This window comes from Microbacterium sp. SLBN-111, assembly GCF_049739645.1.
Taxonomy (GTDB): Bacteria; Actinomycetota; Actinomycetes; order Actinomycetales; family Microbacteriaceae; genus Microbacterium.
This window is the reverse complement of record NZ_JBMGQH010000001.1, coordinates 1,907,752-1,920,946: the sequence shown is the minus strand read 5'-3', so window position 1 is coordinate 1,920,946 and position 13,195 is coordinate 1,907,752. Positions and strand designations below refer to the sequence as shown.

14 protein-coding genes are annotated in these 13,195 nt (G+C 69.4%); 7 read left to right on the top strand and 7 right to left on the bottom strand.

Annotation, left to right across the window (positions count from 1 at the left end):
- Positions 1–152: 152 nt before the first annotated feature.
- The 6 genes from RKD05_RS08980 to RKD05_RS08955 all read right to left on the bottom strand — a co-directional run bounded on the left by RKD05_RS08980 (position 153) and on the right by RKD05_RS08955 (position 7,444).
- Positions 153–1,166 (bottom strand): LacI family DNA-binding transcriptional regulator, encoded by a 1,014-nt coding sequence (locus RKD05_RS08980; protein ID WP_424709491.1) that lies wholly within the window; start codon positions 1,164–1,166, stop codon positions 153–155.
- The gene (locus RKD05_RS08975; protein ID WP_424709490.1) at positions 1,159–2,694 is read right to left on the bottom strand and encodes a sugar ABC transporter ATP-binding protein; all 1,536 of its coding nucleotides are present in this window, start codon (positions 2,692–2,694) and stop codon (positions 1,159–1,161) included. Before RKD05_RS08975 ends, RKD05_RS08980 begins: the two co-directional genes overlap by 8 nt.
- Positions 2,695–2,748: 54 nt before the next feature.
- Positions 2,749–3,771 (bottom strand): ABC transporter permease subunit, encoded by a 1,023-nt coding sequence (locus RKD05_RS08970; protein ID WP_424709488.1) that lies wholly within the window; start codon positions 3,769–3,771, stop codon positions 2,749–2,751.
- Positions 3,771–4,814, bottom strand: coding sequence for an ABC transporter permease (locus RKD05_RS08965; protein WP_063258372.1), 1,044 nt, complete (start codon positions 4,812–4,814; stop codon positions 3,771–3,773). Before RKD05_RS08965 ends, RKD05_RS08970 begins: the two co-directional genes overlap by 1 nt.
- Positions 4,811–6,361, bottom strand: a complete 1,551-nt coding sequence (locus tag RKD05_RS08960) for a sugar ABC transporter ATP-binding protein (protein WP_424709487.1) — start codon at positions 6,359–6,361, stop codon at positions 4,811–4,813. The genes RKD05_RS08965 and RKD05_RS08960 overlap by 4 nt, the downstream gene beginning before the upstream one ends.
- A 99-nt stretch (positions 6,362–6,460) precedes the next feature.
- Positions 6,461–7,444 carry an ABC transporter substrate-binding protein gene (locus RKD05_RS08955; RefSeq protein WP_424709486.1) on the bottom strand — a complete coding sequence of 328 codons (984 nt, stop codon included), beginning with the start codon at positions 7,442–7,444 and terminating at the stop codon, positions 6,461–6,463.
- 267 nt (positions 7,445–7,711) lie between these two features.
- Here RKD05_RS08955 and RKD05_RS08950 point away from each other — a divergent pair, with 267 nt between their 5' ends.
- Complete coding sequence (locus RKD05_RS08950; RefSeq protein WP_424709484.1) at positions 7,712–8,308, top strand: hypothetical protein; 597 nt, start codon at positions 7,712–7,714, stop codon at positions 8,306–8,308.
- A 115-nt stretch (positions 8,309–8,423) separates the two neighbouring features.
- Positions 8,424–9,065 carry a flavin reductase family protein gene (locus tag RKD05_RS08945; RefSeq protein ID WP_424709483.1) on the top strand — a complete coding sequence of 214 codons (642 nt, stop codon included), beginning with the start codon at positions 8,424–8,426 and terminating at the stop codon, positions 9,063–9,065.
- On the opposite strand, the gene RKD05_RS08940 is transcribed toward RKD05_RS08945, so the two are convergent.
- On the bottom strand, positions 9,001–9,891 hold the full coding sequence (locus tag RKD05_RS08940) for a DUF808 domain-containing protein (protein ID WP_424709481.1): 891 nt from the start codon (positions 9,889–9,891) through the stop codon (positions 9,001–9,003). The genes RKD05_RS08945 and RKD05_RS08940 overlap by 65 nt on opposite strands.
- 169 nt (positions 9,892–10,060) lie before the next feature.
- Between RKD05_RS08940 and RKD05_RS08935 the strand changes: the two genes are divergently transcribed.
- From RKD05_RS08935 to RKD05_RS08915, 5 genes are all read left to right on the top strand, one after another.
- Positions 10,061–11,035: a MauE/DoxX family redox-associated membrane protein gene (locus RKD05_RS08935; protein ID WP_424709480.1), complete on the top strand. Its 975-nt coding sequence runs from the start codon at positions 10,061–10,063 to the stop codon at positions 11,033–11,035.
- A 97-nt stretch (positions 11,036–11,132) separates the two neighbouring features.
- Positions 11,133–11,723, top strand: a complete 591-nt coding sequence (locus tag RKD05_RS08930) for a molybdopterin-dependent oxidoreductase (protein ID WP_424709478.1) — start codon at positions 11,133–11,135, stop codon at positions 11,721–11,723.
- A gap of 252 nt (positions 11,724–11,975) precedes the next feature.
- Complete coding sequence (locus RKD05_RS08925; RefSeq protein WP_424709476.1) at positions 11,976–12,461, top strand: hypothetical protein; 486 nt, start codon at positions 11,976–11,978, stop codon at positions 12,459–12,461.
- Complete coding sequence (locus RKD05_RS08920) at positions 12,461–12,721, top strand: DUF6510 family protein (RefSeq protein ID WP_424709475.1); 261 nt, start codon at positions 12,461–12,463, stop codon at positions 12,719–12,721. Before RKD05_RS08925 ends, RKD05_RS08920 begins: the two co-directional genes overlap by 1 nt.
- A gap of 83 nt (positions 12,722–12,804) precedes the next feature.
- Positions 12,805–13,194, top strand: a complete 390-nt coding sequence (locus tag RKD05_RS08915; protein WP_424709474.1) for a DUF2510 domain-containing protein — start codon at positions 12,805–12,807, stop codon at positions 13,192–13,194.
- Position 13,195 lies beyond the last annotated feature (1 nt).

Sequence of the window (13,195 nt, the reverse complement as noted above, 5' to 3'; positions counted from 1 at the left end):
GACAGCGACGACTCTCGTGATGTTAGCGCTCACACTCCGCGAAGACCAGGCTGTGACGCGATCGTTGCCGTGTGAGCGGTCCCACGAACGGCGGGTGAACCGCGGTGCGTGTCGAGCGGTCGGGGCGGCCCCGGGCGCCCGAACGGCTCGCCTCAGGGACGCAGCGGCGCCGAATCGCGCACGACGAGGCGCGTCGGGAGCGGGGTGCTCTCACTCACCGTGTCCGGCTCCTCCACCATCAGCAGCACCTTCTGCATGAGGATTTCACCCAACGCGGCGAAGTCCTGGCGCACGGTGGTGAGCGAGGGGAACAGGAACGGCGCCTCGGGCACGTCGTCGAAGCCGACCACCCCGATGTCCTCCGGCACGCGGAGGCCGCGCTCGCGCAGCGCGGACAGCACTCCGATGGCCATGTGGTCGTTGGCGACGAAGATCCCCTCGCCGGGGGCGAGGTCGGTCTCGGTGGCGATCCGGTAGCCGCTCGCGGCCGACCAGTCGCCGTGGACGGGAGGCGTCGACTGCGCCCGCGCGGAAGCGATCTCCTCGCGCCACCCGCGGAGGCGCTCGACCGCGTCGGGGTTGCGCGCGGGACCGGCGATGTGACGGACCGTGCCGTAGCCCGACTCGAGCAGGTGCCGCACGGCCGCCCGGGCGCCGCGGTACTGGTCGATGGCCACGAGGCGCGGGTGCGGGCGGCTGGTCGTGGCCGCGGCCACGATCGGCACGTCGATCTCGATGGCCTGCACCGCCGCGAGCACTTCGACGTCCACGACGATGAGCACGATGGCATCCACGCGCTGTTTCAGGAGCCCGTCGATCGCCGAGCGGACGGCGGCGACGTCGTTCTGGGGCGAGCTGATCGCGTCGACGTTGTACCGCGCGGCGCGCGCCGCGAAGTTGAAGTTCGTCGCGATCGACGAGGGGCCGTAGTCGACGGTCCCGGGAGTGACGAGGCCGATCGTCCGGGTGCGACGCGTGACGAGCGCCCGCGCGGCGGGCGACGGGCTGTACCGGAGCTGCGCGATGGCCTGTTCCACGCGCGCCCGCGTCGCCGGGCGCACGTTGGGCATGTTGTTCAGCACACGCGACACCGTCTGGTGCGAGACGCCGGCCAATCGGGCGACGTCGAAGATGTTGGCGGTGCGGGATGCCTTCTCGTCAGCCATCGGACAGCCCCTCTTCCTCCGTGGCGGGCTTGGCCACGAGGGCGAGGAGGGCGTCGGACGTGAGTTCCGCGGCGGGGAGGATCTGCGCGAGCACGCCGTCGCGCATCACCGCCACCAGGTGGGCGACACGCAGCACCTCGTCGAGCTCCGCGGAGATGTAGACGATCGCCAGGCCGTTGTCGGAGAGCTCCCCCACCAGGCGCTGGATCTCGGCCTTCGCTCCCACGTCGATGCCGCGCGTCGGCTCGTCGAGCACGATGACGCGGGGCGACAGCGCGAGCAGTCGGGCGAGGAGCACCTTCTGCTGGTTTCCCCCCGAGAGTGTGGAGACGGGGCGATCGATGTCGGCGGGACGGATGTGGAGCGCCTCGACCCAGCTCGTCGCCAGCTCGCGGCGTCGCGCGGTGCTCAGCCGGTGGAAGATCCCCCGCTGCGCCTGCAGCGCGAGCGTGATGTTGTCGAGGACGCTGAGGTCGCCGATGATCCCCTCGGTGCGCCGGTTCTCGGACGAGTAGGCCACCCGCCGACGGATCGCGTCGCGGGGCGACCCGAGCCGCACCGGCTCGCCGTCGATGCGCACCTCTCCCCCGTCGGGATGGTCGACGCCGGTCAGCGCACGCGCCAGCTCGCTGCGTCCCGACCCGAGGAGACCGGCGACGCCGATGACCTCGCCCTCGGCGATGTCGACGTCCGCCTCGCGCAGGCGGGGTCCGGATGCCAGTCCCCGCGCGCGCACGATCGACGGGCCCTCCGCGGGCAGGGACGTCCGCTGTCCCAGCGGCGCGAGAGCGTCGGCGGCGGCACCGAGCATCTTCTCGACGAGGTCGATGCGGAGGAGCTCGCGCGTGCCGTACTCCCCCACGAGGCGCCCGCCGCGGAGCACCGTGACCCGGTCGCAGATCTCGTAGACCTGGTCGAGGAAGTGCGACACGAAGATGATCGCGATCCCCTGGTTCTTCAGGTCACGGATGACGCGGAAGAGCTCGGCGACCTCGTCGGCATCCAGGCTCGATGTCGGTTCGTCGAGGACGAGGACCTTCACGTCGATCGAGACGGCGCGGGCGATCGCGACGAGTTGCTGGATCGCCAGCGGATGCGTCGACAGCACCGAGGACGGGTCGACGTCGACACCGAGGGCGGAGAGCGCTTCGATCGCGCGCTCGCGCATCGCGCGGTGGTCGATCATCCCGAAGCGGCGCGGCTCCCGGCCGAGGGAGATGTTCTCGGCGACCGTAAGGTTGGGGAGGAGATCGATCTCCTGGTAGACGGTCGAGATCCCCACCGCCTGGGCGTCCGCCGGGGTGGAGAACTGCCGCGGGCGCCCCTCGAGGAGGATCTCGCCCTGGTCGAGCCGGAGCGCGCCCGTGATCGCCTTGATCAGCGTCGACTTGCCGGCACCGTTCTCGCCCATGAGGGAGTGCACCTCACCGGGGCGCAGCCGGAAGTCGACATCGGCGAGCGCCGACTCGACGCCGAAACGCACCGTCGCCCCGCGCACCTCGAGGAGGGGCGGGGCGACGGTCGACATGGGGTCAATCATGCCCTCGCGATGACCGCAGCGTGAACATCCTGTGCGGGCGCGTCATTTGCTGAGGGCCGAACGGGACACGATGATCCGCTGCACGACGACGAAAAGGAGGAGGAGCGCGCCCACCGTGATGCGCGTCCAGGACTGCTCAGCACCCGAGAACGAGATGATCGTGCGGATCAGGCCGTAGACGAAGACGCCGATCATCGAACCGAGAACGAAGCCACTGCCGCCGGTCAACAGCGTCCCGCCGATGACGACGGCGGCGATCGTGTCCAGTTCCGTGCCGACACCGTTCAGGGGGTATCCCGCACCGGAGTAGGCCGTCAGGACGATCCCCGCGAGACCCGCGCACACCCCGCTGATGACGTACACCGAGAGCTTCGCGCGCACGACCGGGAGACCCATGAGCCGGGCCGACTGCTCGTTGCCACCGACGGCGTAGACGGTGCGCCCGAACCGCGTGAAGCGGAGCACGAAGGCCGCGAGCGCCACCGTGAGGAGCGCGATGATGCCCGTCGGCGTGATGTACCACCCGGCGAACGAGAAGCGGGTGGACTGCAGCCACAGGATGCCCTCGTTGTCGACCTTGATCGACTCGAGGCTCACCACGAACGCCAGTCCACGGGCCAGGAACATGCCGATCAGCGAGGCGATGAACGGCTGCACGTCGAAGAACTGCACCAACACCCCGATCAGCAGACCGATGGCGGCGCCGATGAGGATCATCGCGGGGACCGCGACGGCGACCGGAACGCCCTGCGAGAGCAGACTCGCGCACAGGATGCCGGTGAACGCCATGACCGCGCCGACCGAGAGGTCGATGCCCCCGGTGAGGATGACGAAGGTCATGCCGACCGCGAGGACGAGCAGGTACGCGTTGTCGAGCAGGATCGACGACAGGATGCGCGGGAGCTGGAAATTGGGGAAGTACGCCATCGCCCCGGCGATCATGATCAGCAGGATCGCGATCGCGGCGAACACCGGGATCCAGGAGACGTGACGGTTCAGGAACCGGCGATACGTGGTGGTGGCGGCGGCACCCGAGGGGCCGCGCTCGGCGGTGAGAGTGACCATCAGGACAGCACCTTTGCGTCGGGACGTCGGGTGAGGGGCCGCAGGGCCGAGCGGCCCGCGGTCTGGAAGAACGCGCGGAACCGGCGCGACTGCAGCAGCACCACGATCAGCACGGCCGCGGCCATGAACACGGGGCTGACGGCGGGCGGCACGCCCAGGAACGTGATCGTGCTCTTGAGCGTCTGGATCGTGAAGACACCCACGACCGTGCCGGCCAGGCTGAACTTTCCACCGGCGAGCGAGGTGCCGCCGAGGACCACCGCGAGGATGGCATCCAGTTCGATGTACAGACCGGCCGCGTTGGCGTCGGCGGCCATGATGTTCGAGCTGTAGAGGACACCGGCCATGCCGGCCAGGGTGCCGCTCGCGATGTAGGCGCCCCAGATGATGCCGCGCGAGCGGACACCGGCCAGACGACTCGCCTCGGGGTTGATGCCGACGGCCTCGGTGAGCATGCCCAGCGCCGTGCGCCGCTCGACGATGCCCACGACGATCACCGCGGCGATCGAAACGTAGAACGCGAACGGCAGCCCCAGGACGTATCCCTGCGCCATGAACTGGTACGGGTCGCTGTTGATCGTCGTGATGAAGCCCTTGGTGATGAGCAGGGCCACGCCGCGACCGGCGAGCATCAGCACGAGTGTGGCGATGATGGGCTGGATGCCGAGCACCGAGACCAGGAACCCGTTCCAGACGCCGAGCAGCAGCGCGGTGCCGACGGCGGCGACGATCGCGATCATGACGACGCCGAGGTTGCCCGGGTCGGGTGAGGCCTCGATGATCGTCAGCGCCACGGCACCGGAGACCGCCATGATCGCGCCGACCGACAGGTCGATGCCGCGCGTGGCGATGACGAGGGTCATGCCGAGTGCGACGAGCATCAGCGGAGCGCTGTTGCGGAGGATGTCGATCAGCGACCCGTAGAGCTCGCCGTTCTGCACGGTGATGCTGAGGAACGACGGCCGCGAGATCGTGTTGACGGCGATGAGCGCCACCAGTGCGGCGATGGGCCACACGAGGCGGTGCGAAAGGAACTTCTTCATGCGATCTTCTCCCGATCGGACGACGTTGTCTCGGGCTGCCCCTCGGCGATGTAGGCCACCAGGCCGTCGAGGTCGACGTCCTGGGTGGCCAGCTCGCCGATCTTACGACGATCGCGCAGGACGGCCACGCGTTGTGCGATGCGCAGCACCTCCTCGAGTTCGGAGGAGATGAACACGACGGACAGGCCCTTCTGGGCGAGCTCGGCGACCTTGCGCTGGATGTCGGCCTTCGCGCCGACGTCGATGCCGCGCGTGGGCTCGTCGAGGATCAGCAGTTCCGGCGCGGTGGCCAGCCACCGGGCGAGCAGCACCTTCTGCTGGTTGCCGCCCGAGAGGTTGCGGATGAGCGCGTTCGGATTCGCGGGGCGGACGCCGAGCGCGGTGATGTATTCGTCGACGATGGCCTGCACCTCGGCGGCTCCGAGCTTGCGCAGCGCGCCACGACGGGCCTGCACGCCCAGGATGATGTTCTCGGCGACGGTGAGGTCGCCGACGATGCCCTCGGCGCGACGGTCCTCCGACGAGAAGGCGATGCCGCGGTCGAGAGCGTGACGCGGCGAGCCGAGACGCGACGGCGATCCGCCGACGTCGACCTGGCCCTGGTCGGCGCGGTCGGCACCCGCGATCAGGCGCGCGAGCTCCGTTCGGCCCGAGCCCAGGAGTCCCGCGAGACCGACGATCTCGCCGGGGAAGACCTCGAGGTCCACCGGCTCCAGGGCGTTCTTGCGGGCCAGCGAGACGGCCTTCAGCACGGGCGTACCGGAGCGGTCGATGACGCGCTCGGCGCTGGCCGAGATGGCATCCAGTTCGCCGAGCTCGCGGCCGATCATCTTCGCCACCAACTGCTCGCGGCCGAGCTCGGCGATCGGGTACTCCCCCACCAGCGTGCCGTTGCGCAGCACGGTGAGGCGGTCCGAGATCTCGTAGATCTGGTCGAGGAAGTGCGAGACGAAGAGGATCGCGACGCCACGGTCGCGGAGATCCCGGATGACGCCGAACAGCTGTTCGACCTCGCCGCGGTCAAGGCTGGACGTCGGTTCGTCGAGGACGAGCACGGTGGTGTCGACCACCATCGCGCGACTGATCGCGACGAGCTGCTGCACGGCGATCGAGTGGCTGGCGAGGATCGAGCGGGTGTCGATATTCAGGCCGAGCTCGGCGAGAGCCTTCGCGGCCGCAGCGTGGGTCGCGCGCCAATCCACGAGGCCCGCGCGGCGGATCTCGTTGCCGAGCATCACGTTCTCGCCGACGGACAGGTTCTGGCAGAGGTTGACCTCTTGGTACACGGTCGCGATACCGGCGGCTTGTGCGTCGGCGGTCGAGCGGAACAACCGCTCCTCACCCTGGACGCGGATGGTGCCGGAGTCGATCCCGTACACACCGGTGAGGGCCTTGATGAGGGTGGACTTGCCGGCGCCGTTCTCTCCCATGAGGGAGTGCACCTCACCGGGATAGAGGGTGAAGTCCACGCCGTCGAGCGCCTTCACTCCGGGGAAGGAGATGCTGATGCCGCGCATCGCGACGACGGCAGCACGTTCGGATGTCATGCTCGATCGCTTTCTCAGGGGGTGAGCGGAGGGTGTGCGGGGCCGAGTCGGCCCCGCACACCCGGAGAGGGGACGGACGCGATCGCGTCCGCGGAGGGATCAGTACTTGCGGTCGGGCAGAGCGGCCTTCGCCTGCTCCTGGTCGAACGCCTGGTCCTCGACGATGTACTGCTTGTCGACGGACTCGCCGGCGACGACCTTCTTCACGACGTCGGCGACCTTCTCACCGAGCAGCGGGTTGCACTCGACGATGTAGTTGAACTCGCCGTCGGCCAGAGCCGTCATGCCGTCCTTGACCGCGTCGATCGTCACGATCTTGATGTCGGTGCCGGGCTTGAGACCGGCGGCCTTGATCGCGTCGAGGGCGCCGAGGCCCATGTCGTCATTGTGCGCGAACAGCAGATTGATCTGCGAGCCGTACTTCTGGAGGAAGCCCTCCATGACGGTCTTGCCCTCGGCGCGGGTGAAGTTACCCGTCTGCGAGTCGAGCACCTTGATGTCGGTGCCCTTGATCGCGTCGTTGAAGCCGGTCGCGCGGTCGGTAGCCGCCGACGAACCCGTGGTGCCCTCGAGAACGACGAGGTTGGTGGGGGTCTTGCCGAAGTTGTCGGCGACCCACTTTCCGGCGGTCTCACCTTCCTTCTTGAAGTCGAGGCCGACCCAGCTGGCGTACAGGTCCTTCGACGCGGACACCGTGCGGTCCTCGAGGATCACCGGGATGTTGGCATCCTTGGCTTCCTTCAGCACGTCGTCCCAACCGTCGGTGACGATCGGGGCGAGGACGATGGCATCCACACCCTGGTTGATGAAGCTGCGGACCGCGGCGATCTGCGCCTCGGGCTTGTTGTCGGCGGCGTTGAAGATGAGGTTGAAGCCGTTGGCCTCGGAGAACGCCTCCTTCATCGACTCGGTGTTGGCGCTGCGCCAGCCGCTCTCGGAACCGGTCTGGGCGAACCCGACCGTGATCACCTTCTTGTCGCCGCCGTCTCCGCCGGCCGTGGAGCCGCCACCGGCGCAGCCCGTCGCGGTGAGAGCGATCGCGCCCACGAGCGCGAGCCCGGCGAGAGTCTTCTTCGCCTTCATGTTGAAACCTCCTCGTTTCGCCGGCTGCGTCGCCGGTTCATGTGATGCAGCCCCCTCGGGCGGGCTGACTCCTGAATGTTAGCGCTCACACTTGCGGTGCTGTCAAGAACGATTTGCAACGGAAAGATCACGGCGTGCGCGATGTGAAGCCTCACAAAAATGAGAAGGCGATGAGAAACAGTCCGCAACGGGTGCGCGCGCCGCATCCCCGGCCTACCGTTCCCCTACGCGACGACGACGTCGCGCAACATCCGAAGGAGAACAACGATGAAAACCCCCCGGACCTCTCGTTCCCTGCGTCGGCTCGTCCTGGCCGGTGCTCTCGCAATGGCCGCGGTGATCGCGCCCCTCACCGTCACCCCTGCCCCCGCCGAGGCGGCGGGACGCATGACCTACACGCTGTACACGGAGGCAAACCCCACGGCCGACCAGGCGGACGCCTACCAGCGCATCACCGCCGCGATGGACGCGGCCGTCGCGCGATACAACGAGTTCAGCGACTTCGACCGGCACCTGAACGTCTACTACGTGCCGGGCGTGCCCACCGCCGAGGCGAGCATCGACGGCACCATCCGTTTCGGCGAGAACCGCAGCTTCATGCAAGAGCGCACCGCTCTCCACGAGATCTCGCACACGGTCGGAAACGGGACGGCCAACGCGTGGTACGCGATGTGCCAGAACGGCCAGTGGACCGGTCCGAACGCCAACGCCAAGCTCGCCGAGTTCGACGGGGCCGGCGCAACGCTCAACTGCGGGGGTTCCCACATCTGGCCCTACGGCCTGAACTACGACGACGAAATGTCGGACGTCAACGCCGACCGGCACGTTCAGATCATCTGGGCGATGATCGCCGACGGCATGTGATCCGCGGCGGACGGGGTCGGGATGCCGAGCGCTCCCGGCCCCGTCGGCGCGCTCCACGTTTCGCCGGATTTCGCCTCGAGGCCCCGGCGTCCGTGACGCGCGTTACCGTCGAAACATGACTTCCCTCCCGCAGGAGCGCCCCGAGCACACGCCGACCATCGGCACGTCCGTCACCGCGGACGACTTCAAGCGCGCGTTCCGAGGCCACCCCGGCGGCGTCGCGGTCATCACGGCGTACGGCGAGCACGGCCCCGTCGCCCTCACCGCTTCGTCGGTGTCGTCGGTCTCGGCCGACCCGCCGCTGCTGATCTTCTCGGTGTCGAGCCTGTCATCGGCGACGCCCACGATCGTCGCCGCGTCGACCATCGTCGTGCACCTGCTGGACGTCGAGGACATCTCGCTCGCGCGCGCCGGAGCCACCAGCGGCCTCGACCGCTTCGCCGACACGTCGGCGTGGTCGCGCCTGTCGACCGGCGAGCCGGTCTACCACGGCGTGCGCGCATGGCTGCGCTGCGCCGTGGTGAGCCGGATGGATGCCGGCGGCTCGACGGTCATCGCGGCCCAGGCCCTGCAGGTGAACATCGAGCGCGACCTCGAGCCCGGCGAACCCGGTGCGGCGCTGGTGTACCACAACCGTTCGTGGCACGCCCTCGGCGGAGCACTCGCTCCTGGACTGAGCTCTCCGCCCGGGGTCAGTGCGCGGCGGCCTCGCCGCGCGAGAAGATCCGACGGATGCCGCTCACCACGGCGACGATGAGGAGGCCGAGGATCAGGCCGAACACCGCCGAGATCGCCGTGTCCACGATCCAGACGACGACCGGTCCGGTCACCTCGATCGCGTGCTCGACGGCGTGCAGAAGGTCCGCCGGTCCCGCCCACAGCGTCTCGCCCAGGTTCTGGATCACGAGGTGGCCGCCGACCCACAGCATCGCGATCGTCCCGATGACGCTGATCACGCGGAAGACGGCGGGCATGGATGCCACGACCCGGGCACCGAAACGACGGACGCCGCGCGCCGGGCTCTTCATGAAGCGCAGGCCAATGTCGTCGATCTTCACGAGCAGCGCGACGGCGCCGTAGACGACCACCGTCATCGCCAACCCGATGATGAGCAGTGCGCCGAGCGTCATCCAGATTCCGAAGTCCGGGTCGAGACTCGAGAGCGCGATGAGCATGATCTCCGTGCTGAGGATGAGGTCGGTGCGCACGGCGCCGAAGACGAGCTTGCGCTCGTCGCGCGGCCCGTCCTCCTCGTCTTCCCCGTGTGAGACGCCGAACCACTCGAGCACCTTCTCCGCGCCCTCGTAACAGAGGAAGCCACCGCCGAGGATGAGCAGGAACGGGAGGACGCCCGGAGCGAAGGCCGTCAGCAGCAACGCGATCGGGATGATGATGACGTACTTGTTGATGATGCTGCCGAGGGCGATCTTCCAGACCACGGGCAGCTCGCGCGCGGGCGTGATCCCCTGGACGTACTGCGGCGTCACCGCGGCGTCGTCGATCACGACGCCGGCGGTCTTCGCGCTGGCCTTGAGCGCGGCGCTGAGGATGTCATCGACGACGGCGAGCAGTCCGACCGACATGCGTGGATCTCCCTGGGTGGATGGCTGCGACGGGAGGCCCGCGCAGTGACGGAGTCGTCAGAGCGACCCTAGCGGCCCGGCGCCGCAGGGGTCGCCGGGGAGCTTTCGCCCGGGGTGATCGAGTACTGTTGCGCCGCTTCGGCGCGGCGAATCGTGCGACGCTGAACGGATGCTCGAGACCCTCACGCTTCCCACCCTGGTCGTCGCCGCGGTCTTCGCCGTCAGCGGCATCGGCAAGCTCCTCGACCTCCGCTCGGCTCCCGCCACCCTGCGGGCGCTGCGACTGTCGGGGCTGCCGCCGCGCCTGGTCGTCGCCGGTGTCGCCGCGGTCGAGATCGTCCTGTCCGCCGCGCTCCTGCTCACCAGCGGTCCCGTCCGCGTCGGGGCGGCGGTCGCGGCGCTCGCCGTGACGCTCGGCTTCCTCGCGATCGGGCTGCGTGCCCAGGCGCGCGCGTCGACCGACGACTGCGGCTGCTTCGGGCGACTGGCATCCACGCGTGTCGGTCCCGCCATGACGGCGCGCAACATCGCGCTGACGGTACTGGCGGCACTCGCCCTCCTGGGGGCAGTGCTCTCTCCCCTCGCGTCGGCGGTGGCCCTCAGCCTCGTGCTGTCGCCGTTGCTCGCCCTCGTCGTGCTGGTCAGCATCGTCGCGGTGGGGGTGGTCGGTGCGACGCTGTGGAGCCCGCCCACCCCGACCGCGCCGACGAGCGGGAGCGTCCCGGATGCCGCTCTGATCACGCCCGAGGGCGGCGTCGTCGTTCCGCGCCAGCGCGCGCTCCGCGGGCGCGCGCAGCTGCTCCTGTTCGTCCGCCGCGGATGCAGCTCGTGCGAGAACCTCATCAGCCGGATGACGTGGGACCGCGAGCTGCTCGAGACCCTCGTGGACGTGCGGCTCATCGTCCCGGTCGGCGACGGTTCTCCCCTCAGCACCGCGGACGAGGGCCTCCACGCCGATCCGTCCGGGGAGTTCGCCGTCGCCCTCGGCATCCCGGGCAACCGTCCCGTCGGGGTCCTCCTGACGACGACGGGGGAGATCCTGCAGCCGGTCGCGGTGGGCGGCGACGAGACCGCGACGCTGGTCGACACCGTGCTCGCCGCGGCCGCCGACGCGCGCGCCGACGAGGGCTCCTCGACGACCTGACGCGTGGGGCCCGGAGGATCCGACAATCGTCCCTGTCGCGGCCACGACGACCTGGCTAGGGTGAATCACGTCCGCTCCGGGGAGGAAAGAGGCATCCATGTCGTTCATCACTCGAGGGTTCTCCGGACGCCGAGGCGACCGCGATCCGCGCCTCCCTCCCGGCCAGACGCTGGTGGGCGACTGGCCCGTGCTGTCGGCGGGACCGACACCGGAGGTCGAGTTGGACGAATGGGAGTTCGTCGTCCGTACCGAGAACGGCGATCACCGCTGGAACACCGAGCAGCTCCAGGCGCTCGGCATGGAGGACATCACCGTCGACATCCACTGCGTGACGCACTGGACCAAGCTCGACATGCCGTGGCGTGGGGTATCGCTCGACCGCATCTTCGAGGAGGTCGAGACCGCGCACGACTACGTCATGGCGCACTCGTACGGCGGCTACACGACGAACGTGCCGCTCGAGGACCTGCTGGACGGCAAGAGCTGGATCGCGTTCGAGGCCGACGGCGAGCCGTTGACGCCCGAGCACGGCGGACCGGCGCGGCTGCTCGTCCCGCACCTGTACTTCTGGAAGAGCGCCAAGTGGGTGCGCGGCCTCGTGACGATGCCCGACGACGACCCCGGATTCTGGGAGCAGAACGGCTACCACCTGCACGGCGACCCGTGGCAGGAGGAGCGGTACTGGTGACGCGCCGCCCGACGGCCTGGCACACCGCGACGGTCGCGGACATCCGCGCCGAGACCCCGACCGCGCAGCGCATCGAGCTCGACGTGCCGACGTGGCCGGGGAACGACGCGGGCGCGCACCTCGACCTCCGGCTCACCGCACCCGACGGCTACCAGGCGTCGCGCTCATACTCGATCGCGTCGTCGGGGGACGGCACCCGCGTGCTGCTCGCGGTCGACGAGGTCCCGGACGGCGAGGTCTCCCCCCTTCCTCGTGCACGATCTCCGCGTCGGCGACGAGATCGAGGTGCACGGACCCCTCGGGGCATTCTTCGTGTGGACGCCGCCGACCGAGGCATCCCCCCGGCCCGTGCAGCTCATCGCGGGAGGATCGGGCGTGGTGCCGCTGTACGCGATGGCCCAGGCTCACGCCGCGGCCGGCGACACCACCGACTTCCGTCTGCTCTACTCGGTGCGCACCCCCGACGACGTGTTCTTCGCGGAGGAACTCGCCGCACTCGCCGCCACGGGAGCGGTCGACGTCGACCTCGTCTACACGCGCGTCGCTCCCCCCGAGGCATCCGTTCCTCCCGGCCGGCTCACGGCCGACCGGTTGCGTGACGCGGTCGTCCCGGCCGAGCAGGATCCGCGCGTGTACGTGTGCGGCCCGACCCCGTTCGTCGAGGCGGTCGCGCGCTGGCTCCAGGACGCCGGGCATCGCCCCGGCGACATCCGCACCGAGCGATTCGGAGGCTCGTGATGAACGTGCTCGACGGCAACGCGCTGGCCGGCCGGTTGGCCGACCTCCTCGGGTGGGATGCCACGGACTCCCCGATCCGCTGCCGCTCCTGCGGCGCCGGCGACGCGGTCGCCGTGTCCGCCGTGTACGTCAGCCCGATGGGAGTCGTCGCGCGGTGCCGCTCGTGCGACTCCGTCCTCCTGACGATCGTCGACGCCGTCGGAGGACGGTCCTGGTTCGGGATGCCGGGCATCGACGCGATCGAGGTGCGGCGGGCGTAGCGCGGCGTGGCGCTTGCCACGGGTGAGGGATGCCGTCAGACTCGGGCGAGCACCGAGTGGGGCGGGCGAGAAGGGGGAGTCCAATGGCGGACGCACAAGCGGGCTGGTACGACGACGGTTCGGGCCGGATGCGATGGTGGGACGGTCAGCAGTGGACTGATCAGTACCAGGCACCTGCCCCACCGCAGCCGGGCATTGAGGGCTTCATCGCCCGCGCGCAGGCGGATGCCGTCGCGGGGGCGCAGCCGCGTCCGGCCCAGAACGGCTGGAACTACGTCGTGCTGCAGGTGGTCCTGAAGGAGAAGTTCTTCGGCACCGGGTCGGGCAACCTCACCGAACTCGAGAACGTCATCAACCGGCAGGCGGCGCTGGGCTTCCGGCTCCACACGATCACCACCGCGTCATCGGGCAGCACCGGCTTCGGCGGCGGTGACCGCATCCAGGCGACGATGGTGTTCGAGCGCGAGAGCTGAT

Excerpts from the sequence above, each read along its gene's own strand:
- RKD05_RS08980 (WP_424709491.1), bottom strand. The coding sequence starts at position 1,166 with ATGGCTGACGAGAAGGCATCCCGCACCGCCAACATCTTCGACGTCGCC.
- RKD05_RS08975 (WP_424709490.1), bottom strand. The coding sequence starts at position 2,694 with ATGTCGACCGTCGCCCCGCCCCTCCTCGAGGTGCGCGGGGCGACGGTG.
- RKD05_RS08970 (WP_424709488.1), bottom strand. The coding sequence starts at position 3,771 with ATGGTCACTCTCACCGCCGAGCGCGGCCCCTCGGGTGCCGCCGCCACC.
- RKD05_RS08965 (WP_063258372.1), bottom strand. The coding sequence starts at position 4,814 with ATGAAGAAGTTCCTTTCGCACCGCCTCGTGTGGCCCATCGCCGCACTG.
- RKD05_RS08960 (WP_424709487.1), bottom strand. The coding sequence starts at position 6,361 with ATGACATCCGAACGTGCTGCCGTCGTCGCGATGCGCGGCATCAGCATC.
- RKD05_RS08955 (WP_424709486.1), bottom strand. The coding sequence starts at position 7,444 with ATGAAGGCGAAGAAGACTCTCGCCGGGCTCGCGCTCGTGGGCGCGATC.
- RKD05_RS08950 (WP_424709484.1), top strand. The coding sequence starts at position 7,712 with ATGAAAACCCCCCGGACCTCTCGTTCCCTGCGTCGGCTCGTCCTGGCC.
- RKD05_RS08945 (WP_424709483.1), top strand. The coding sequence starts at position 8,424 with ATGACTTCCCTCCCGCAGGAGCGCCCCGAGCACACGCCGACCATCGGC.
- RKD05_RS08940 (WP_424709481.1), bottom strand. The coding sequence starts at position 9,891 with ATGTCGGTCGGACTGCTCGCCGTCGTCGATGACATCCTCAGCGCCGCG.
- RKD05_RS08935 (WP_424709480.1), top strand. The coding sequence starts at position 10,061 with ATGCTCGAGACCCTCACGCTTCCCACCCTGGTCGTCGCCGCGGTCTTC.
- RKD05_RS08930 (WP_424709478.1), top strand. The coding sequence starts at position 11,133 with ATGTCGTTCATCACTCGAGGGTTCTCCGGACGCCGAGGCGACCGCGAT.
- RKD05_RS08920 (WP_424709475.1), top strand. The coding sequence starts at position 12,461 with ATGAACGTGCTCGACGGCAACGCGCTGGCCGGCCGGTTGGCCGACCTC.
- RKD05_RS08915 (WP_424709474.1), top strand. The coding sequence starts at position 12,805 with ATGGCGGACGCACAAGCGGGCTGGTACGACGACGGTTCGGGCCGGATG.